The organism is Amycolatopsis sp. NPDC051371, assembly GCF_040682155.1.
GTDB lineage: Bacteria > Actinomycetota > Actinomycetes > Mycobacteriales > Pseudonocardiaceae > Amycolatopsis.
Window position 1 is genome coordinate 52,224 of record NZ_JBFBAG010000006.1, and the last position, 20,167, is coordinate 72,390.

Genomic DNA, 20,167 nt, shown 5'->3' on the forward strand with positions numbered 1-20,167 from the left:
GACCGAAGCCCGGCGCTCCTTCGGGAGTGCCGGGCTTCGGTCAGCGCCGGCGGTCAGGAGGAGCGGGCGGCGTCGTAGCACCGCCGCTGTTCCCGTTTCCACACCTCTTCGTCATCGAGACTCGCGTACTCGTCGCGCAACCGACGGGCGAGCACGTAGAACCCGCTGCTCGGCAGCCGGCTGTCTTTCGACACGACGAGCGCGCTCCATAGCGGTTCGTCGCGATCCGCCGCGCGGGCGGACACCTGCTCGAGGAACTGGCCCAGATGGTTCGGTTGCACACCGACGCGCCGACCGAGCGGGACGTACTCGATCAGACCTTTCCCGGACGCGACGCCGTACAAGATGTCGGCAATGCGATCCACGCGGTCCATCTCGAATGTCTCGGGCATCGAGCCGTCTCCTCATCGCGAACGGTGATCGGTAGTCGCCGTATGGGTCGCCCGTCGAGGGCAGGCCGTTACTCAGCCGGCTTCGATGGTTCGCGCCGCTTCGATCAGCGCCACCAGCTCCGGGGTCAACCGCCGGTCCGTGGGCGTCGCCAGGTAAGTCTGCATCCGAGGCGTCGGCTCCACCAACGGCCGGAAAACCACCCCCGGAATCGGCAACAGATTGGCGTGCGCCCGGTAGAACACCGTCCAGTGTGGACGACCAAAGCCCAGCGTCCCCAACGTGTCCTGAGCCGTAGTGAACTCCGTGCCCAGCACGGGCTCGAACCCCGCCTCGCGACAGCAAGCCAGCACAAGATCGTACAAAGGCTGATTCCGCGAAGGCGAACTCAACCGCACAGGAAGCGAAGCGAGCGAAGCGAAAGAAACCTCCGAAGCGGAAGCCAGCGGATGAGAAGCAGGCAAAGCGACCAGCACCTCGTCCATCCACAAGGGAGTGAAGTCAAGACCGGAAGAAGGCCACGAGCCCCGCACGATGGTCGCGGAAAGCGAACCATCGCGGACCCGCTGGAGCCGTTGCGAAGTCGGCGCGTGGACCAACTCCAAAGAAGCCGAAGGCGCAAGGCGGGCGAAAGCTCCCAGCAAGACGTCCAGCCGATCACCCAGACCCTCGCTCGTCCCCAAGCGGACCAGAGACTCAGCAGAACGGAACTCGGACACCGAATCCGAAGCCCGCTCGGCCGCCGCCAAGACGGCGCGCGCGTGCGGCAAAAACCGCTGCCCCGCCTCCGTCAAGACCACCGAACGCGTCGAACGGGCGAACAGCGACACGCCCAGCGAACGCTCCAGCCGCCGGATCTGCTGGCTCACCGCCGGCTGGACGATGTGCAGCCGCTCCGCCGCGCGCCCGAAGTGCAGCTCCTCGGCCACCGTCACGAAGTACTTCAGCTGGCGAAGCTCCACGGGCAACCCCATTCATAAGCGTTCGTGATGAGTGTAGGAGCCGACTGATCCTCGATCACCGAGAACCCGGCCGCGAAGCTCAAGGCATGCCCTACGCAACCGTGAACGACACCCGCCTCTACTACGAAGACGCCGGCACCGGCCCGGCCCTGCTGCTCCTGCACGGCTGGGGCGCCAGCGGCCGCGTCTGGCAGTCGAGCCTGCCCGACCTCGTCCGCGACCACCGCGTCATCACGCTCGACTGGCGCGGTTGCGGCCGCTCGGACCGCCCGCTCGACGGCAACACCATCGCCGGCGTCACCGCCGACCTCGTCGCGGTGATCGAAACCCTGGGAATCACCCCCACCGTCGTCGGGTCCAGCCTCGGCGGCGTCTTCGCCACCGAACTGGCGCTCGCCCGCCCCGAGCTGGTCGAGCACGTCGTCGCCGTCGACAGCCCCGGTTACTGGCCGAGTACCGGCATGCTCGAAACCGTGCGGGAGCTGCGGGAGAAGCTCGTCGACGACCGTTTCGGCACCGTCGCCGGCTGGGTGCCGGGCTGGTTCGGCCCGAAGGCCTCGCCCGGCTTGATCGACTGGACCGTCCGCCAGCTGCTCGACTCGGGCGTCTACATCGACGCGCTCTTCACCGAGATCACCACCTACGACCCGCGGCCCCGGCTGAAGGACCTCAAGGTCCCGATCACCTACCTGCACGGCGAGGTGGACACGCAGATCCCCCTCGAAGTCCCGCGCGCCTGCGCGGCCGAGACGCCCGGCGCCCGGGTGCACGTCCTCGCCGGCTGCGGCCACATCCCGCACCAGGAAGACCCGCGCGCGTTCACCGCCGCCCTCCGCGCGATCACCGCCTGAAGGAGGCGACCGTGCCGAAAGTGACGCTCGAAGACACCGTCGTCCACTACGACCGGACCGGCGAAGGACCCGCGCTGCTTCTGCTCCACGGCACCGCCGCGTCGCGCGAGCAGTGGGGACCGCTGATCGCACAAGCAGAACACTTCACGGTCTTGGCGCCGGACTTCCCCGGCTCCGGCCTGACCACCGACCGCGGCGGCCCGATCAGCGTCGAAGACCTCGCCGCCCAGGCCGAAGCCGTGCTGGACCACGCGGGCGTCGACCGCGCGCACGTCGTCGGCCATTCGCTCGGCGCGGTCGTGGCGGCCCACCTGGCCGGTACTCGCCCGGATCGCGTCCGGAAAGCGGTCCTGCACGCCGCCTGGCCCGTCACCGACACCAGGCAGGACGCCGAGTTCCGCTACTGGCTGGACCTGCTCGAAACCGGGACCTTCGCCCGCATGCTCCCGCTGATGGCCTTCGGCCCGCGCTACTGGGAACAGGCCACCGCCGAGAGCAACGAACAGCTGGTCAAGACCCTCGAAACGATGATCGAGCCCGGAACGGACCGGCAGATCGAGGTCGACCGCGCCGTCGACCTGAGGGACGTGCTCGGGCAGATCACCGCGCCGGTGCTGGTGCTCGGCAGCGCGCACGACCGGCTGATCACGGCGGACCAGCAGCGGGAGCTGGTCGCCGCGATCCCGGACGCGCGCGCCGCCGCGATCGACGCGGGGCACGGGGCCCCGGCCGAACTGCCGGACGAGTTCGCCCGGATCGTGCTGGAGTTCGTCAGCGCAGGGACTTGAGCACGACCGCGGCGATGCCCGCCATCCCGGTCTTCAGCGGGTGGTAGGCCGCGGCCACGAAGACGTTCTGGTCCTTGCCGTTGATCCACGCCGAACCGCCGCGCGCGCAGGCGTCGTGGCCGCGGGACGGGCCGAAGGTGTCGACGAACTCCGCCTTCCCGTCCCCGTCCACGGCGTCGGCCAGCGTCCGGTTCAGCGCCTCCTCGACGCTGTTCAGCCACGCGTAGTCGCCGTCGGCGAACGGCAGCACGTCCGGGCAGTAGCCCTTCTCCGGCGCGATCCGCGGGTAGCCGACCACCAGCACCCGCGCCCGCGGCGCCCGCTCGTGGATCGCGGCGAGCACCGCCTCCACCCGCGGACCGATGTTGTCGATCGCCGACGTGACGGAGCCGCCGAAGTGCTCCTCGCAGGGGTTGCCCGTCGGGTCGCTCGCCCGCAGGCCCGGGCACGTCGAGATCAGGCTGCCGAACACGTCGTAGTCGTTGCCGCCGATACCGAGCGTGACCAGGTCCGTGTCGATCCGCAGCGCGCCCAGCTGCGGCGGGTTGGTGCCGTTGAACGGCACGCCTTGGGGCCGCGTCATGTTCGTGGTGTCCGCGCCGGCGCAGCTGACGTCGGTGAACCGCCCGGCGTGCAGCGCCGCGGCCAGCACCGACGGGTAGTTCGCGGTGGACCGCCCGCAGCCCAGCGGGTCGACCCGCTGGACCGGGATGAACGGCCCGGAGGTGTAGGAGTCGCCGAGGGCGACGTAGCTGCCGATGGTCGCCGCGGAGGCGGCGGTGGCCGGCGCCGGCAACAGGATGGCTGCCGAGACGACGGCGATGAGCAGCCGGGTGATGCGCATGAAGACCTCGTTCTCGCTGGCGGAAACGCTGCCTCCACTTCTAGCGAGCACCGGACGGCCGGGGGACGGACTTCACCCGCCAGTCGGGTCACCGTCGCCGTGCTCACGGTAAGTGATCAGCGTGCGCCAGAACAGCAACGGCCGGACGGTGCTCCCGGGCAGCAGCCGGGCCGACTCGCGGCGTAGCTCGGCCAGCGTCGGGTAGTCGTCGACGATCGGGGCCTGCGGGCCGTCCTCCCCGCCGCCGTTCAGCCGTTCGCCGGCGTAGACGACCAGCCGCGCGAGCGCGTTGACCGGGACCGCCGCGATCGCCCGCGCCCAGTCCGCGGGCGTGCTCGGTTTCGCCAGGCCGAGCACCACGAGCACGCCGCCCGGCACCAGGGCGCGGCGCAGCTTGGCGACCGTTTCGAACGGCATGTGGTGCAGGGAGGCGAGGCACGAGATGAAGTCGTAGTGCGCCTCGGGCAGGGCGTCGGTGGTGACGTCGGCCTGCCGGTAGACGATCTTGCCCGGCCCCGGCGAACCGAGGCCCGCCGCCGCTTCGACCATCGCGGCCGAGACGTCGACCGCCTCCACCGCCATGCCGGTCGCGGCCAGCCGCCGCGCGAACCGGCCGGTGCCGCAGCCGACGTCCAGCGCGATCCCCGGCCCGGGCGGCAGCAGGTCCAGCAGCAGCGGGTGGTAGTGGTCGTTGTGGTTGAACGGCATGCGTCGAGAGTGCCACCAGTCACGCACGTAGACTCGGAAGGCAAGCCGAAAACCCCAGGCCGGAGGAGATTCAGTGCCGCAGGATGAGACAGGTCGCAGGCCGGACCTGTCGGATCTGGACAGTTTCGCGGGTGTCGACGAGCTGGGTGCCGAAGGGTACGAAGACTCGGACGACCACGACCCGGAGCTGGACGCGCGCGACACCGCGTTCGAGGCGGGCGGGGGCAGCCGCGGTGGCATCGGCGGCGTCGGCCAGCTGGGCGACAACCTCGCCACCGGCCCGGTGCCCGACCTGAGCGTGCCCGAGGACACCGAGCTGCACGAGCTCGACGACCAGGGCGAACCCGAGGTCTACGGCAGCCCGGACGGGCCCGAGGCGCGGCGCGAGCTGATGGCCGTCGAGGCCGAGCTGAACCAGCGCTGGCCGGAGACGAAGATCCAGCCGTCGCTGACCCGCATCTCCGCGCTGACGCAGCTGCTGGGCGAGCCGAACCACGGCTACCCGGTGCTGCACGTCGCCGGCACGAACGGCAAGGGCTCCACCGCCCGGATGATCGACGCGCTGCTGACCCGGATGGGCCTGCGCGTCGGCCGCTACACCAGCCCGCACCTGCAGCTGGTCACCGAGCGCATCGCGCTCGACGGCCGGCCGATCTCCGCCGCCCGCTACGCCGAGCTGTGGAACGACATCGCGCCGTACGTGTCCATGGTGGACGGTGCCGCCGCGGACGGCGTCGCGATGAGCAAGTTCGAGATCCTCACCGGGATGGCGTTCGCCGCGTTCGCCGACGCGCCGGTCGAGGCCGCGGTGATCGAGGCCGGGCTGGGCGGCGCCTGGGACGCCACGAACGTCGCGGACGCCGACGTCGCGGTCATCACGCCGATCGGCATCGACCACGTCGAGTACCTCGGCCCGGACATCCTCGGCGCGGCGCGCGAAAAGGCGGGCATCATCAAGCCCGGCTCGGTCGCGGTCATCGCCGAGCAGGACCCCGAGGTGCAGAAGGTGCTGCTGGAACGCGCCGTCGAGGTCGACGCGGCGGTGGCCCGCGCGGGCAGCGAGTTCGGCGTGCTGGAGCGCGAGATCGCCGTCGGCGGGCAGCTGCTCAAGCTGCAGGGGCTCGGCGGGGTCTACGACGACATCTTCCTGCCGCTGCACGGCGCCCACCAGGCCGCGAACGCCGCGCTCGCGCTGGCCGCGGTCGAGGCGTTCTTCGGCGCCGGCAAGGACAAGCAGCTGGTCATCGAGGCCGTGCGCGAGGCGTTCGCCGAGGTCGAGACGCCGGGCCGGCTCGAGCGGGTCCGCGCGGCCCCCGCGGTGATGATCGACGCGGCCCACAACCCGCACGGCGCCCGCGCGCTCGCGGCGACCGTGGCCGAGGAGTTCGCCTTCCGCCGCCTGGTCGCGGTGGTCGGCGTGATGGCCGAGAAGGACGCCCACGGCATCCTCGACGCGCTGGAGCCGGTGGTGTCCGACATCGTCGTGACGCGCAACTCCTCGCCCCGCTCGATGCCGCTGGAGGAGCTCAACCAGCTGGCCATCTCGGTGTTCGGCGAGGACCGGGTGGTCGCCGAGACCGACCTGGAGACGGCGATCGAGACGGCGATCGCGCTGGTGGAGACCAGCGACGACCCCGAAGAGCCCCTCGCGGGCGGCGGCGTGCTCGTCACCGGCTCGGTGGTCACCGTGGGCGAGACGCGCACGCTGTTCGGGAAGGAGCCGGCGTGACCGAGCCGACGGAAAAGCCGAAGCCCAAGGACCCCATGAAGGGCTTCCGCGGCGTGATGTCGGGAACGCTGATCATGGAGGCGATCACGGTCGCCCTGGCCCTGCCGGTGGTGAACAAGCTCGGCGGCGGGATCAGCACCGGCACCGGCTGGACGGTGCTGGCGGTCGCGCTGGTGCTGGTCGTGCTGTGCGGGTTCGTCAAGAAGCCGTGGGCGGTGCCGGTCATCCTCGGCCTGCAGGTGGTGCTGATCGCGCTGGTGGTCTGGCTGCCCGCGATCGCGGTGCTGGGCGTGGTGTTCCTGGCGATCTGGCTGTGGCTGCTGTGGCTGCGCAAGGACGTCGCCCGCCGCATGGCGGCCGGCACCCTCGCGAGCCAGCAGCAGCCCCAGCCCTGACCTACCGCAGCACGACGACCCGCAGCGCGGGGGAGCGCAGGATGTCGGCTTCGCAGAAGCGTTCCTTCACCCATTCACCCCGGCTGTAGAGCTTCGTCTGGTCGCTGAAGTACGGCGACTTCGAGTTCGCCGACTGCGAGTACGTCAGCAACGTCGAGGAGTCCGGGCACGCGCGCCCGCGGAACCCGACCACCTGGATGTAGCTGGACCCGTGCACGATCTCGGTGTTCCCGCGCGCCGGATCCCACCGCGGTGTCATGACGTTGAGCACGCCCAGGAAGCCCTGGCTGCCGTGGATCGGGATCCGCTCGCCGTTGCGCGTGACCGCCTGGCCGTCGCGCAGCTTCGCGTCCGGGGCCAGCCCGGCCGTGCGCAGGTCCACCAGCGCGTCCCCGAACGCCTTCTGCACGTCCGGGTTCCCGACGTTGAGCGTGTTCGGCGTGGTCAGCGGCGCCTTCGGGTCGAAGGGCACCGAGAAGCGGTCCACCGCGCCGAGCCGGCCCGCGAACCGCTCGAACAGCAGCGAGCCGCGGGTGTCGAGCGTGTACGTGTGGTCCCACTTCGCCAGCGCGGTGCACGCGTTCCCGACCGGCACCGGGCCTGACGACGACGGCGCCCGGCCGCCCGGGAACGACGCGCACAGCTTCGCCAGGTCCGCCGCCGTCAGGTCGGCGAACAGGCTGTGGTCGGCGAAGAGCATCTTCTTCATCGAGTCCGTCGTGAACCCGCCCTTTTCGGCGGTGAGCAGCGCTTCCCTCGTGCGCGGCGAGCGTTCGGTGCCGATGTCGCCGACGATGTGCGGGTACCCGGTGATCGGCGCTTTCGCGTTGGCCAGCCAGGCGCTGTCGTTGGTGTTCAGTTCGTAGTCACGGCGTTGCTGCTGCGGCAGCCGCGACGGCGCGAAGATGCCCGGTTCGAGCGCGCCGGGGTCGGAACCCCATCGGCAGGCCGATTTCGAACCGTCCAAAATGGCCAGTCCGACCTGCTCGAACGTCCGCTGTCCCAAGGGAGTGCTGCACGTCTTCGCCAGCTCGTCGGTGACGTTCGGGACGACCTGGATGTCGGCGTAGAGCGCGTTGCCCGCCCGGTCGGTGGCGATCGTGTTGACCCACGGGACGCCCTGGGTTCGGCTCAGCGCGCGGACGACGTCGGCCGTGCTGCGGGCCTGGTCGAGCTCGAACCACGTGTTCAGGCCGCGCATGTTCGTCGCGTTGGCGTCACGCACCGCGTACGCCGACTTCGTCGTCCACGGCAGCGGGACGCCCTGGAAGTCGCCCATGACCGGGCCGTACCGCGTCGACCAGAACGTCTGGCGCGCCGGCTTCAGCGAACCGTCGGCCTGGCGGACCTGGACCGTGACGTCGCGGGAGGTCATCTTCTCCGGCTGGCCGTCGACGAGGTAGGTCGTCGGGTCGCCCGCCTTCAGGGGCACCTCGAAGAGGCCGAACGTGACGGGCGTGGACACCGTGTGCGTCCAGGCCGCGTCGGCGGTGTGCCCGATCTGGACGAACGGCATCCCGAGCAGGCTCGCGCCGGCGACGTCGACCTTGCCGGGGATGGTCAGCTGGCTCTGCCAGAACCGGCGCCCGGCCTGCCACGGGTAGTGCGGGTTGCCGAGCAGGACGCTGCCCTGGCCCGCCGCGGTCGAGTCCGCGCCGATCGCGATGCCGTTGCTGCCCAGCCCGCTCCCGCCGAGCGCCGCCCGGACCTGGTCGGAGAGCTGCCCGGCCGTGCCCGGCGCCGGTGTCGCGCCGGTCGGCGGGGCGGTGAACAGGCTTTCGGTCACGACGCCCTGGCCGCCGGTGATCGCGATGGCGTAGAAGTGCCGGTAGAAGTCCTGCTCGGTGATCGGCCGCACCCAGCCGGCGCCGCGGCAGGCCGGGTCGGAGATGCCGGCGCGGCCGGTGCGGGCGAGGTAGGCGTTGAAGCCCTTGACGTAACCCGAAACAGTCTCGCGGACTTCGCGGCGCGGCCCCAGCGGCGCGGGTTGCGCGACGAGCCGGTCGACGATCCCGGAGTCGTTGATCTGCTGGAAGAACAGGTCGCTGTGCAGGTTGTTCTTCGCCTCCGACAGCGACGGGTAGCCGTCGCCGTCCGGGCCGAGGTACTTCGACCGCTGCGCGCTCACCGTGAGGTAGATGTTCGCGAGCTCGCAGACGTTGTCGGTCGCCGCCGCGAAGCCGTACCCGTAGCCGAGCCCGGCGAAGTCCTTCGCGACGATGTGCGGGATGCCGTGCTCGGTGTAGCGGAGAACGGCCTTTCCGCCGTCTTCGCCGGCTGAAGCCACGGCGGTGCCGAGCGTGGTGAAGGTGAGTGCCGCTGTCAGAACCGCCAGGCTTTTCCTGAATGGTCTCATCTGACCCCCTTGTCGTGATCGCCACGCTACCGACGGAGACGACGTCCGGACATGGGGGAAAACCCGGGGATGTCGTTCACCCGCGCGCAATCCGGCGTTGGCCGCGGCGGGATAGAAACCGCGCATGACCGAACCGACCCACCACTCCCGCCGCACCCTGCTCAAGGCCGGCCTCACCGGCGCCGCCGCCACTCTCGTGCTGCCTTCGACGGCTTTCGCCGCGACCCCGCTGCTACGCGGCGACCGGCCCGTGCTCACCCACGGCGTCCAGTCCGGCGACGTCACGCCCGGCTCGGCGATCGTCTGGTCGCGCGCGGACCGGCCGTCGCGGCTGGTCGTCGAGATCGCCCGCGACCCCTCGTTCCGGCACACCCGCCGGGTGCCCGGCCCGCTCGCCGGCCCGTCCACCGGCGGGACCGGGCAGGTCCGCGTCGCGGGTCTCGCGCCCGGCACCGAGTACCACTACCGCGTGACGGCGGAGTCCCTCGACGGGCGCACGAAGAGCGAGCCGCTGACCGGCCGGTTCGCCACCGCGCCGGTGGGCCGCCGCGACACCCGGATCCTGTGGTCGGGCGACGTCGTCGGCCAGAACTGGGGGATCAACCCGGACCTGGGCGGCATGACGATCTTCTCGGCGATGGCCGCGCGGCGACCCGACCTCTTCCTGCACAGCGGCGACACGGTGTACGCCGACGGCCCGCTGACGGAGACGGTGGCCCTGCCCGGCGGCCGGACGTGGCGCAACGTCGTCACGGCGGAGAAGTCCAAGGTCGCCGAGACCCTCGACGAATACCGCGGCCAGCACGCGTACAACCGCCTCGACGCGAACTTCAAGCGCTTCGCCGCGCAGGTACCGGTCTACGCCCAGTGGGACGACCACGAGGTCTTGAACAACTGGTACCCGGGCGAGATCCTCGACCTCCCGGCCTACACCGAAAAGCGCGTCGACGTCCTCGCGCCGCGGGCGTACCAGGCGTTCCACGAGTGGCACCCGATCGACGCGCGCCAGGCCGTCGACGGCCGCGTGTACCGCAGTTTCGAGTACGGGTCGCGCGCTGAGATCTTCGTGCTGGACATGCGGACCTACCGCAACGCGAACACCGCGGACCAGACCAAGCCGGGGTACATCCTCGGCGACCGGCAGGCGCGCTGGCTGGCCGACGCGCTCGGCCGCAGCACGGCGACGTGGAAGATCGTCCAAGCGGACATGCCGCTGGGCCTGGTCGTCCCGGACGGCGCGGACATCGAAGCCGTGGCGAACAACCTGCCGGGCGCGCCGGGCGGGCGCGAGACGGAGCTGGCGTGGGTGCTGCGGGAGATCCAGCGCCGCCGCGTCCGCAACGTGGTCTGGCTGACGGCGGACGTCCACTACACGGCGGCGCACCACTATTCGCCGGACCGCGCGGCGTTCCAGGACTTCGACCCGTTCTGGGAGTTCGTGTCCGGGCCGCTGAACGCGGGCGCGTTCGGGCCCAACGCGCTAGACCCGACGTTCGGCCCGGAAGCGGTGTTCGTGCACGCCCCGCCGGTCGCGAACACGGCCCCGGCCGACGGCTTCCAGCACTTCGGGGAGCTGAACATCGACGGCGTGAGCGGTGACCTGACGGTGGATCTCCGGGATGCCACGGGAGCGTCGCTGTGGTCGAAGAAGCTGCACCCGCAGGGCCGCTGAGGAGGTCGGCTACGCTCACGCGCACCGACACGCACCGATGACATCCGGGGCTTCGCCCGAGCCGGGGGCTCCGCCACCCGGACCCCCTGAAACTGTAGCAAGGAGAAACACCGTCGTGACTGAACGCACGCTGGTCCTCGTCAAGCCCGATGGCGTCGCGCGCGGCCTCGTCGGCGAGGTCATTTCGCGGATCGAGCGCAAGGGCCTGAAGCTCGCCGCCGTCGAACTGCGCACCGTGCCGCAGGCGCTGGCCGAGGAGCACTACGCCGAACACAAGGAGCGTGCGTTCTTCGGCGACCTGCTGGAGTTCATCACGTCGGGCCCGCTGGTCGCGCTCGCGGTCGAAGGCCCGCGCGCCATCGCCGCGTTCCGCCAGCTGGCCGGCGGCACCGACCCGGTCGAGAAGGCCACCCCGGGCACCATCCGCGGCGACTTCGCGCTGGAGACCCAGTACAACCTGGTCCACGGTTCGGACTCGCCGGAGTCGGCCGGGCGCGAGCTGAAGCTCTGGTTCCCCGACCTGTGATCGGCACTGGGGCCGCGCACCTCGCGCGGCCCCGGCATCCCGGGGAGAACCCATGACGACGATGCCGTTCCCCGCCCGTGACTACCTCCCCGTCCTGCGGGAGCTGACCGGCGGGTTCACCGAGGTCCTGCGCACCACCGACCCGGCCGCGCCGGTGCCGGACTGCGCCGGCTGGACCGTCGGCGACCTCACCACGCACCTCGGGAACGTCCACCGCTGGGCCGCCGCCGTCGTCACGACCGGCGAGGTGCAGCCGCAGGCCTTCGAAACCGGCGCGGGCGCCGACCTGGCGTCCTGGTACGCCGAAAGCGCCGAACTGCTGCTCGACGCGCTCGAAGCTGCCACCCCCGAAGACCGGTGCTGGCACTTCGGCGGCACCGAGAAGACCAAGGCGTTCTGGTTCCGCCGCCAGGTGCACGAGACCGCCGTCCACCTCGCCGACGCGCACAGCGCCGCCGGCACCGGCTTCACGCTCGACCCGGCGGTCGCCGCGGACGGCGTCGACGAGGTCCTCGTCGCCTGGCTGCCACGCGTCACGCGCTGGCACGCCGCGCCGTCCCTGGCCGCGCCACTCGCGCTGCGCGCCACCGACACCGGCGACGCCTGGACGTTGCACCCGGGGCAACCGCCCGCGCTCGGCCCGGCCGCCGAACCCGCCGCGACCGCCGAGGCGACGGCGCAGGAACTGCTGCTGCACCTGTGGAAGCGGTCGGCCACCCCGCCGCGTCTCAGCGGTGAGACGGCGATCGCCGAACAGTTCCTCCAGGCTCCTTTCACGGCCTGACCCGTCAGCTGTTCTAGACCATTCAGGCGGCGTTCACCGGGAAGCCTTCCCCCGGCCGTGCCACTGCGCTGTGCTGGTCCGGCTCACTCTCACTCGATACTGGGGTACCTGGTGAAGAAGTCACGCATAGCGCTGCCGTTCGTCGCCCTGTTCGCGACGGTGTTCGTCGTCCCCGCCCATGCCGACCCGCTTCGGGCACCACTGGGCACGCCGCCGGTCGAGGCCGCGCCCGCCGCATCCTCGGACCACCAAGGCCCGGCCGCCTTCGCCGCCGCGGACCCCGACGACGGGCTCGTCACCGGCAGCGCGACCACCGAGGTCGCGCCCGGCCTGAACCTCACCCAGTTCGACCGGTTCGACCCGGCGGGCTGGATCCGCGGCGACACCCTCGCCGTCGACCTGGGCAGCAAGGTCGTGAAGCCCACGTACCTGAGCCCCGGCACGGTGTCCGCGCGCACACCGCTTTCGCAGCAGATCGCGCGCACCGGCGCGGTCGCCGGCGTCAACGGCGACTTCTTCGACATCAACGCCACCGGCGCGCCGATCGGCGTCGGCATCGACCACGGGCAGCTGCAGACCGCGCCCGCGGCCGGCCACAACTACACCGCCTCGATCACCGACGAAGGCAAGGCGCGGCTGGCTTCGGTCTTCCTCGAAGCGGCCGTGACGCTGCCCGGCGGAACCATGAAGGCGACGAACTTCAACAGCCCGGTCCTCGGCACGGACGCGATCGGCATCTACACGCCGTTGTGGGGCGCTTCCGGACGCGCGACTTCGGTGGCCGGGGCGTCCCGGGTGCGCGAGGTCGAGCTGCGCGACGGTCTGGTCACCGCCGTGCGCGAGCAGCCCGCGGACGGCCCGATCGCGGCCGGAACCACGCTCCTCTTGGCCCGTGAAGCCGGAGCGGACGCCCTCGCGGCGCTCAAGCCGGGCGACCCGGTCGACGTCACTTACGCGCCGCGCTCGGACGCCGGGAAGATCGCGGTCGCCGTGGGCGGCAACGAAGTCCTGCTCCGCGACGGCGTCGTGCAGCCGGTCGACGACGTCGCCATGCACCCGCGGACGGCGGTCGGCTTCTCCGCCGACGGCAAGCGGCTGTGGCTGGCCACTGTGGACGGACGGCAGGCCGACAGCCGCGGGATGACCGAGCTGGAGCTGGCGCGGCACATGAAGAGCCTCGGCGCCGACGACGCGATCAACCTCGACGGCGGCGGCTCGTCGACGCTCCTGGCGCGCAACGAGGGCGAAGCCACGCCGAGCGTCCGCAACGCGCCGTCCGACGGCGGGGAACGCCTGGTGCCCAACGGGATCGGTTTCGCGACCGTGCCGGGCAGCGGCAAGCTCACGGCGTTCTCTCCGGCGCCGGCCGTGGCGACCGGCGACGCGAACCGCGTGCTGACCGGCCTGACCCGGCACCTGGTCGCCGACGGCCACGACGAAACCGGCGCCGCGGTGGCCGCCGACCCGCGCTGGACGACGTCCGATCCCCGGCGGGCCACCGTGACCCGCGGGGTCGTCAGCGGCCACGGCGCGGGCGGCGTCGACGTCGTCGCGAAGTCCGGCCGCGCGTCGGGGAAGACCGCGCTTTCGGTGCTGGGCGAGCCGGTCCGGCTCGGCACGAGCACCGAGCAGGTCGCGCTGTCGGGTGCGGGCGCCAAGAGCACGTTCGAGGTCTACGGCTACGACGCCGACGGCTACGGCACCTGGCTGGAGCCCGACGACGTCAAGCTCGACTACGACCACTCCGTCGTGCGGATCCAGCCGTCCGGGGACGGGTACGAGGTGACGTCGCTGACCGCGTCCGGCGCTTCGACGATCACCGCGACGGCGGCGGGCCTCACCACGCACCTGGCCGCCTCGGTGGGAACCGTGCCGCAGGTCGCGGCTCCGCTGGACGGCCCGGCGGGCTGGACGGCGACGGTGTTCCCGGCGGTCGTCGGCGCCGCGCTGTCCGCGGCGCCCGGACGCGACGGCGGCGCGGGTCTCGCGCTGGACTACCGGCTCACGGGCACGACCGCTACGCGCGCCGCGTACGTGACGCCGTCTTCCCCGCTCGCGGTTCCTTCGGGCACGCAGAAGATCGGACTGTGGGTCAACGGCGACGGCAAGGGCGCCTGGCTGCGGGCGGAGCTGCGGGACGCGGCCAACGTCGCGTCCATTGTGGACTTGTCGCTGAGCGTCGACTGGACGGGCTGGCGGTACGTCACGGCCGCGGTCCCGGCCGGGCTGCCCGACGGGCAGCGGCTGGCGCGCTTCTACGCCGTCGAGAACGTGCCGGACCAGCAGTACGAAGGCCACCTGGTGTTCGACGACCTGACCTTCGAGGTGGCGCCGACGAGCGCCGTCCCGGCCGACCCGGCCCCGCACGACCCGGCGCTGGTCACCGACGGCACGCTCACCGGCGGCCTGCGCGTCGCCGTCGTCAGCGACGCGCAGTTCACCGCGGACGACCCGGCCGGCCCGCTGGTCGCCCAGGCCCGCCGCGCCCTGCGCGAAGCCGTCGCGGCGAAACCGGACCTGGTGCTGATCAACGGCGACTTCGTCGACCGCGGCACGGCGCCCGACTTCGTCCTGGCCCGTCAGGTGATCACCGAGGAGCTCGACGGCAAGGTGCCCTGGTACTACGTGCCGGGCAACCACGAAGCCGAAGGCGGCAACGGCCTCGCCAACTTCCAGGCCGCGTTCGGCGTGACGCACCGGGTCGTCGACGTGCACGGCATCCGGCTGGTGCTGATGGACTCCTCGCGCGGTTCCCTGCGGGCGGGCGGCTTCGACCAGGTCCGGATGCTGCGGGACGCCCTCGACACGGCCGCGAAGGACCGGTCCGTCCGCGGGGTCGTCGTCGCGATGCACCACCCGGTGAAGGACCCGAGCCCGACCGGGAACTCCCAGCTCGGCGACCGGAAGGAAGCCACGCTGCTGACCCAGTGGCTCACCGGGTTCGAGCAGGCGTCCGGCAAACCGGCCGCTTCGGTGGCGTCGCACGCCGGCGTGTTCTCCCTGTCCCGGGTGGACGGCGTGCCGTACCTGGTCAACGGCAACTCGGGCAAGGCGCCCGCGGCCGCGCCCGGCGACGGCGGGTTCGTCGGCTGGACGCTGCTGCGCGTCGACCCGGCGGACCGCGGCCAGCCGGTGCGCTTCGAGACGCGGCCGAACGTGGACTCGCTGACGCTGTCGGGCCCGTCGGAACTGACCCCCGGTGCCCGTGCCGACGTCCGCGCGACACTGCGGCAGGGCACCCGGGACGTGCCGGTGTCGTACCCGGTGAGCGCGGACTGGACGGTCGGCTGGGGTGTCGTCGCGTTCGACCCGGCTTCCGGTGTGCTGACGGCGGTGCGGCCCGGCGTCGCGCGGCTGTCGGTGACGGTCAACGGGGTGACGCGGACGCTGGTCGTGACCGTCCGGGGCTAAACCGTTCGGTTTTTGTCGGTGCCCGCTCGTATGGTCGGGGTGTGGACGAATCGGAGGACCGGGAACCGGCACTGGTGCAGGCAAAAGCACTGGTGAAGCGCTTCGGCGAGTTCGAGGCCGTGCGCGGGATCGACGTCGAGGTGCGGCGCGGGGAGGCGTTCGGCTTCCTGGGCCCGAACGGCGCCGGCAAGTCGTCGACGATGCGGATGATCGCGTGCGTGTCGCCGCGCACCGACGGCGACCTCCGCGTGCTGGGGTTGGATCCGGACGTGGCCGGCCCGCGGATCCGCGCGCGCCTCGGCGTGGTGCCGCAGCAGGACAACCTGGACGTCGAGCTGACGGTCCGGGAGAACCTGCTGATCTACGGCCGCTACTTCGGGCTGTCGCGGGCGGCGGCCCGGCGCAAGGCGGACGAGCTGCTGGAGTTCGCGCAGCTGGGCGACCGGGCCGCCGACAAGGTCGACCCGCTGTCGGGCGGCATGAAACGCCGGCTGACGATCGCCCGCTCGCTGGTCAACGACCCGGAGCTGCTGCTGCTCGACGAGCCGACGACCGGGCTCGACCCGCAGGCCCGCCACCTGCTGTGGGACCGCCTGTTCCGGCTCAAGGAGCAGGGCACGACGCTGATCGTCACGACCCACTACATGGACGAGGCGGAGCAGCTGTGCGACCGGCTGGTCGTGATGGACCACGGCCGGATCGCGGCGGAGGGTTCGCCGTCGGAGCTGATCAGCCGGTATTCGACGCGGGAGGTCGTGGAACTGCGGTTCGCGTCGGGGCAGCAGGTGGCCGCGGCGCAGCAGGTCGAGGGGCTCGCCGAGCGGGTGGAGGTGCTGCCGGACCGGGTCCTGCTCTACAGCGACAACGGCGAGGACACCCTGGAGCACGCCCACGCGCGCGGGGTGAGGCCGCTGTCGAGCCTGGTGCGCCGGAGTTCCCTGGAGGACGTGTTCTTGCGCTTGACCGGCCGGACGCTGGTGGACTGATGACCACCCCACGTCTCGCTCCGATCGGTGGCGCCCCGCCACGCGTGCCCGCGCCCGGCGTCTCGGCGTGCGGCCGGGCTGCGAGTGGGCCTTTCCAGCGCCCGGCACGGGTTTCCGGTACCGCTCCACGCGTGCCCGCGATCGGCCGCCGCCCGTTCTCCGCTCGCGCGGCCGTCACCACCGTCGCGCGCCCCGCCGGCGGGAGGCGGCCATGACCACCGTCGAGTCCACCGGCCGCGTCGTCGGCAAGTGGCACGGCGCCTGGCTGCGCGTCGAGGGGTACTGGACCTGGTACCGCCGCCACTGGGTGTCCACTTTGTACTCCACCGGTCTCCAGCCGGTCCTCTTCCTCGCCGCCATGGGCCTCGGCTTCGGGTCGCAGGTGCGGCCCGGCGCGGTCACCGGCGGCCTGTCCTACCTCCAGTACATCGCCCCGGCCCTGCTCGCCGCCGGTGCCGCGCAGCAGGCGGTCGGCGACTCGAGCTACCCCGTGCTGTCCGGGTTCAAGTGGCAGAAGGACTACCTGGCGGTCACGGCCACGCCGGTGTCGCCGGGCCAGGTGCTCGGCGGCCACCTGATCTGGACGACCCTGCGGCTGACCCTCGCCGGCGCGATCTACGCCTTCGTCGCCCTCTTCTTCGGCGCCTGGACCGGGCCCGGCGTGCTGCTCGTGATCGTCGCCGGCACCGTCACCGGGCTCGCCTGCAGCACACCGATGGCCGCGATGGCGGCGCGGACGTTCGACGAGGGCCAGCGGTTCGGCCTGGTCTTCCGCTTCATCCTGATGCCGATGACCTTGTTCTCCGGCACGTTCTTCCCGATCTCGCAGCTGCCGGGCGCGATCCGCTGGCTGGCCTGGCTCTCCCCGCTGTGGCACGGCACGCAGCTGGCCCGCGGCGTGAGCGTCGGGGGAGTCGGCGGCTGGGCGATGCTCGGCCACTTCGCGGTGCTCGCGGCGTTGTTCGCGGCCGGGTGGGCGTTCGCGCACCGGGCCTTCTACCGGAGGCTGGTGGTCTGATGGTGAGCGTCCAAGCCCCACCGGCGCGAGCCGGGCTGCTGCTGCGGATCCTGCCGCCCGGGCTGTACGCGGGCCGCGCGCGCATGCTCGTCGAGCGGTCGGTGCGCGTGTACCGCAACAGCTGGCTGATCTTCCTCTCCGGCGCGGCCGAGCCGTTCCTGTACCTGCTGGCCTTCCAGCTGGGGTTCGGCAAGCTGGTCACCGAGGTGGCCGGCCCGGACGGCCGCCCGATGGACTACGTCGCGTTCGTGGCGCCGGCGCTGCTGGCGACGTCGGCGATGAACGGCGCGGTGTTCGAGTCGACGTACAACCTGTTCTTCAAGCTGCGCTACGCGAAGCTGTACGACGCGATGCTGGCGACGCCGATCGGCCCCCTGGACGTGGCGCTCGGCGAGATCGGCTGGGCGATGACCCGCGGCGGCATCTATGCGGTGACGTTCCTCGCGATCGCGGCGGCGATGGGGCTGCTGGCGTCGTGGTGGGCGCTGCTGATGGTCCCGGCGGCGCTGCTGGTGGGGCTGGCCTTCTCGGCGATCGGCATGGCGCTGGTGACGTTCCTGAAGTCGACGGCCCAGTTCGACTACATCGCCCTGGGGCTGATGCCGATGTTCCTGTTCGCGACGACGTTCTTCCCGCTGTCGGTGTACCCGGAGCCGCTGCAGTGGGTGGTCCGCTGCCTCCCGCTGTACCACGCGATCGAGCTGATGCGCGGCCTCGCGACGGGCCTGCTGTCCGGCAGCATGCTGGTCAACCTGGCCTACCTGCTGGTCCTGGGCGCGGTAGGCCTCTGGGCCTCGACCCGCCGCATCGCGAAACTCCTCCTCACCTGACGCCCGACCCCCAAGCACGCGTGATGCCCCTCCAATCACGCGAGATGCCCGCCCAATCACGCGAGATGCCCGCCCAATCACACGAGTGACGCGCCCAATCACGCGAGTTCCGCCCTCAATCACGCGAGTTCCGGCACTGATCACGCGAGTTCCGCCCTCAATCACGGGCCGGGGAGGCTCAGCGGGCCGGATCAGGCCGTCCCCGCGGCGCGACGGCGGCCAGCGCGTCCACCATCCCGTGCCCGTAGAAGCCGTTGAACCCCTCGTACCCCGCGCAGTAGGCGTCCTGGGTCCCGTCCCCGGTGAGGTCGTAGTCGGCCGGACACGGCATCGGCATCGCCTGGGCGTCGAGCGTCCGCCGCAGCTGCCGCGGCCCGGCGTCCCGGTGCGCGGACGCCAGCAGCGCCAGCACCCCGGTGACGTGCGGCGCGGCCATCGACGTCCCGCACAGCGGCGCGTACCCGCCGGGCACCGTCGAAAGCACGCACTCGCCCGTCTCGCCGCCGGGCGCGGTGACATCGATCACGCCCAGCCCGTACGAGCTGTAGCCCGCCTTCACCCGGTCCGAGCCGACGGCCGACACGGCGACGACGTCCCGCAGCGCGGCCGGCAGCGCTTCACACCCCGAGCCCGCCCCGGGCGAGCCGGACCGCGCCGAAGGCGTCAGGTCGACGGCCTCGTTGGTGGCCGCGGCGACGTTCAGCGTGCCCTCCGACGTGCTGTATTCGACCGCGCGCGCCAGCGCCTCGTGCACCACTCCGCGGTCGTCGCCGCGGATGCACGACAGCGTCCACGGGTTCACGAAGAAACTGCTGTTCGTCAGCCGCATGTGCCGTGACGCCGCCCACATCAGCCCGCACACCGCGGCCTCCGGGTCGGCGTAGCCGCGGTCGTCGATCACCTTCACCGACGCCACTCGCACCCCGGGCGCCACACCCGTCACGCCGTGCCCGTCGTCGGCCGCCGCGATGATCCCCGCCACGTGCGTGCCGTGCACCGACGTCGTCGGCGCCCAGGCCGACGGCGACCGGTCGGGGGCGCCGGTCAGGCAGCCGGCGGAGTCGTCGCGGTCGAGGGCGTCGCTCAGGTCGGGGTGATCGGGGTCGATCCCGGAGTCGAGGACGCCGACGACGACGTCGCGGCTGCCATGGGGACCGTCCGACCGCCCCGCGTTGATCATCCGCATGTCCCACTGCCGGTCGCTCAGGTCCGCGGTGGGAACGCGAGCCGGGTCGGTGGCGGGCAGCGTCGCCCGCGCCGGCTGCGGCTTGGCCTCGGTGACGCGCTGCGCGGCCAGCCGCCCGGCCTGGGCGCTGAACGCCCGGTCGAGCCCGACCCGAGCGCCGAACGACGGGTCGCCCGAGGTGGCGACGGCGACGGCGATCTGCGGGTAGTAGACGGTGGTGGCCCCGCACGCCCCGGTGATCTGCGCGCGAGCAGAAGTCTCGGACGTGCCGCGGTCGAAGGTGACGACGTAGCGCAGGTTCCGGCCGTGGCCGCAGGCGGGCTCGTCGGCCGCCGCCGGACCGGCGGTGACGCATCCCGAAAGCACCAGGACGGTGCACACGGCCGCCCGCAGGGGCCGCGCCAGCAGGGACACCGGACCTCCCACCGGATGCAGGAACCGCGGGTGCCGGCGCGCGAGATCCCGGTCACCCCGAGCCGCACGGTAGCCACCCCGTGCCCGGTGGACAAGCGCTACGGCCAAGTTCCCCCCGGCCGGTGACGCCCGGCGGGCGGTACGGCGCGCCCGGCGGCGTGGGCGGAGGTACCGAGTACACCGGAGCAGTCACCGGGTGTGGGATACTCGGGGAGGCCGCTGGGCCGCGGGGCGCACGTGAGAGGTGCTGCCTGCGGCGTTGTGGCCCGGTGATGTGCGCGAACAGCATGACGCGCGTCTCCGCCCGCGAGCCGGGC

At 72.0% G+C, this 20,167-nt stretch carries 17 protein-coding genes; 11 read left to right on the forward strand and 6 right to left on the reverse strand.

The window, feature by feature from the left end; all coding sequences use genetic code 11:
• Positions 1–53 precede the first annotated feature (53 nt).
• Together AB0M59_RS09970 and AB0M59_RS09975 are read right to left on the reverse strand one after the other, a co-directional pair.
• On the reverse strand, positions 54–392 hold the full coding sequence (locus AB0M59_RS09970) for a hypothetical protein (protein ID WP_364611625.1): 339 nt from the start codon (positions 390–392) through the stop codon (positions 54–56).
• Between the two features lie 72 nt (positions 393–464).
• Positions 465–1,352: a LysR family transcriptional regulator gene (locus AB0M59_RS09975; protein ID WP_364611628.1), complete on the reverse strand. Its 888-nt coding sequence runs from the start codon at positions 1,350–1,352 to the stop codon at positions 465–467.
• Between the two features lie 86 nt (positions 1,353–1,438).
• On the opposite strand from AB0M59_RS09975, the gene AB0M59_RS09980 reads away from it, so the two are divergent.
• Both AB0M59_RS09980 and AB0M59_RS09985 read left to right on the forward strand, forming a co-directional pair.
• Positions 1,439–2,203 carry an alpha/beta hydrolase gene (locus AB0M59_RS09980; protein WP_364611631.1) on the forward strand — a complete coding sequence of 255 codons (765 nt, stop codon included), beginning with the start codon at positions 1,439–1,441 and terminating at the stop codon, positions 2,201–2,203.
• Positions 2,204–2,214: 11 nt separating this feature from the next.
• A complete protein-coding gene (locus AB0M59_RS09985) occupies positions 2,215–2,991 on the forward strand; it encodes an alpha/beta hydrolase (protein ID WP_364611634.1) in 777 nt (258 codons plus the stop codon).
• On the opposite strand, the gene AB0M59_RS09990 is transcribed toward AB0M59_RS09985, so the two are convergent.
• Both AB0M59_RS09990 and AB0M59_RS09995 read right to left on the reverse strand, forming a co-directional pair.
• Complete coding sequence (locus tag AB0M59_RS09990) at positions 2,975–3,835, reverse strand: SGNH/GDSL hydrolase family protein (RefSeq protein ID WP_364611637.1); 861 nt, start codon at positions 3,833–3,835, stop codon at positions 2,975–2,977. The two genes, AB0M59_RS09985 and AB0M59_RS09990, sit on opposite strands and share 17 nt — an antisense overlap.
• A 72-nt stretch (positions 3,836–3,907) precedes the next feature.
• Positions 3,908–4,543: a class I SAM-dependent methyltransferase gene (locus AB0M59_RS09995; protein ID WP_364611640.1), complete on the reverse strand. Its 636-nt coding sequence runs from the start codon at positions 4,541–4,543 to the stop codon at positions 3,908–3,910.
• Positions 4,544–4,616: 73 nt separating this feature from the next.
• Between AB0M59_RS09995 and AB0M59_RS10000 the strand changes: the two genes are divergently transcribed.
• Positions 4,617–6,272, forward strand: coding sequence for a folylpolyglutamate synthase/dihydrofolate synthase family protein (locus AB0M59_RS10000; protein ID WP_364611643.1), 1,656 nt, complete (start codon positions 4,617–4,619; stop codon positions 6,270–6,272).
• The gene (locus AB0M59_RS10005) at positions 6,269–6,667 is read left to right on the forward strand and encodes a DUF4233 domain-containing protein (protein WP_364611646.1); all 399 of its coding nucleotides are present in this window, start codon (positions 6,269–6,271) and stop codon (positions 6,665–6,667) included. Before AB0M59_RS10000 ends, AB0M59_RS10005 begins: the two co-directional genes overlap by 4 nt.
• A gap of 1 nt (position 6,668) precedes the next feature.
• Here AB0M59_RS10005 and AB0M59_RS10010 read toward each other — a convergent pair whose 3' ends face one another.
• Entirely contained in the window at positions 6,669–9,023 is a 2,355-nt protein-coding gene (locus AB0M59_RS10010; RefSeq protein WP_364611649.1) for a penicillin acylase family protein, read from the reverse strand.
• A gap of 124 nt (positions 9,024–9,147) precedes the next feature.
• On the opposite strand from AB0M59_RS10010, the gene AB0M59_RS10015 reads away from it, so the two are divergent.
• From AB0M59_RS10015 to AB0M59_RS10045, 7 genes are all read left to right on the forward strand, one after another.
• Complete coding sequence (locus tag AB0M59_RS10015) at positions 9,148–10,695, forward strand: alkaline phosphatase D family protein (RefSeq protein ID WP_364611652.1); 1,548 nt, start codon at positions 9,148–9,150, stop codon at positions 10,693–10,695.
• A 115-nt stretch (positions 10,696–10,810) separates the two neighbouring features.
• Complete coding sequence (gene ndk / locus AB0M59_RS10020) at positions 10,811–11,221, forward strand: nucleoside-diphosphate kinase (protein WP_364611655.1); 411 nt, start codon at positions 10,811–10,813, stop codon at positions 11,219–11,221.
• A gap of 52 nt (positions 11,222–11,273) precedes the next feature.
• Entirely contained in the window at positions 11,274–12,005 is a 732-nt protein-coding gene (locus AB0M59_RS10025; protein WP_364611658.1) for a maleylpyruvate isomerase family mycothiol-dependent enzyme, read from the forward strand.
• 111 nt (positions 12,006–12,116) lie between these two features.
• The gene (locus AB0M59_RS10030; RefSeq protein ID WP_364611661.1) at positions 12,117–15,416 is read left to right on the forward strand and encodes a phosphodiester glycosidase family protein; all 3,300 of its coding nucleotides are present in this window, start codon (positions 12,117–12,119) and stop codon (positions 15,414–15,416) included.
• Between the two features lie 41 nt (positions 15,417–15,457).
• Complete coding sequence (locus tag AB0M59_RS10035; protein ID WP_364611664.1) at positions 15,458–16,402, forward strand: ABC transporter ATP-binding protein; 945 nt, start codon at positions 15,458–15,460, stop codon at positions 16,400–16,402.
• Positions 16,403–16,613: 211 nt separating this feature from the next.
• The gene (locus AB0M59_RS10040; protein ID WP_364611667.1) at positions 16,614–17,420 is read left to right on the forward strand and encodes an ABC transporter permease; all 807 of its coding nucleotides are present in this window, start codon (positions 16,614–16,616) and stop codon (positions 17,418–17,420) included.
• Complete coding sequence (locus AB0M59_RS10045) at positions 17,420–18,250, forward strand: ABC transporter permease (RefSeq protein WP_364611670.1); 831 nt, start codon at positions 17,420–17,422, stop codon at positions 18,248–18,250. The genes AB0M59_RS10040 and AB0M59_RS10045 overlap by 1 nt, the downstream gene beginning before the upstream one ends.
• Positions 18,251–18,428: 178 nt before the next feature.
• Here AB0M59_RS10045 and AB0M59_RS10050 read toward each other — a convergent pair whose 3' ends face one another.
• Complete coding sequence (locus AB0M59_RS10050; protein WP_364611672.1) at positions 18,429–19,850, reverse strand: S8 family serine peptidase; 1,422 nt, start codon at positions 19,848–19,850, stop codon at positions 18,429–18,431.
• Positions 19,851–20,167 lie beyond the last annotated feature (317 nt).

Bases quoted from the DNA above. Each gene is read 5' to 3' on its own strand.
- AB0M59_RS09970 (WP_364611625.1), bottom strand. From the start codon at position 392: ATGCCCGAGACATTCGAGATGGACCGCGTGGATCGCATTGCCGACATC.
- AB0M59_RS09980 (WP_364611631.1), top strand. From the start codon at position 1,439: ATGCCCTACGCAACCGTGAACGACACCCGCCTCTACTACGAAGACGCC.
- AB0M59_RS09990 (WP_364611637.1), bottom strand. From the start codon at position 3,835: ATGCGCATCACCCGGCTGCTCATCGCCGTCGTCTCGGCAGCCATCCTG.
- AB0M59_RS09995 (WP_364611640.1), bottom strand. From the start codon at position 4,543: ATGCCGTTCAACCACAACGACCACTACCACCCGCTGCTGCTGGACCTG.
- AB0M59_RS10010 (WP_364611649.1), bottom strand. From the start codon at position 9,023: ATGAGACCATTCAGGAAAAGCCTGGCGGTTCTGACAGCGGCACTCACC.
- AB0M59_RS10015 (WP_364611652.1), top strand. From the start codon at position 9,148: ATGACCGAACCGACCCACCACTCCCGCCGCACCCTGCTCAAGGCCGGC.
- AB0M59_RS10025 (WP_364611658.1), top strand. From the start codon at position 11,274: ATGACGACGATGCCGTTCCCCGCCCGTGACTACCTCCCCGTCCTGCGG.
- AB0M59_RS10040 (WP_364611667.1), top strand. From the start codon at position 16,614: ATGACCACCGTCGAGTCCACCGGCCGCGTCGTCGGCAAGTGGCACGGC.
- AB0M59_RS10045 (WP_364611670.1), top strand. From the start codon at position 17,420: ATGGTGAGCGTCCAAGCCCCACCGGCGCGAGCCGGGCTGCTGCTGCGG.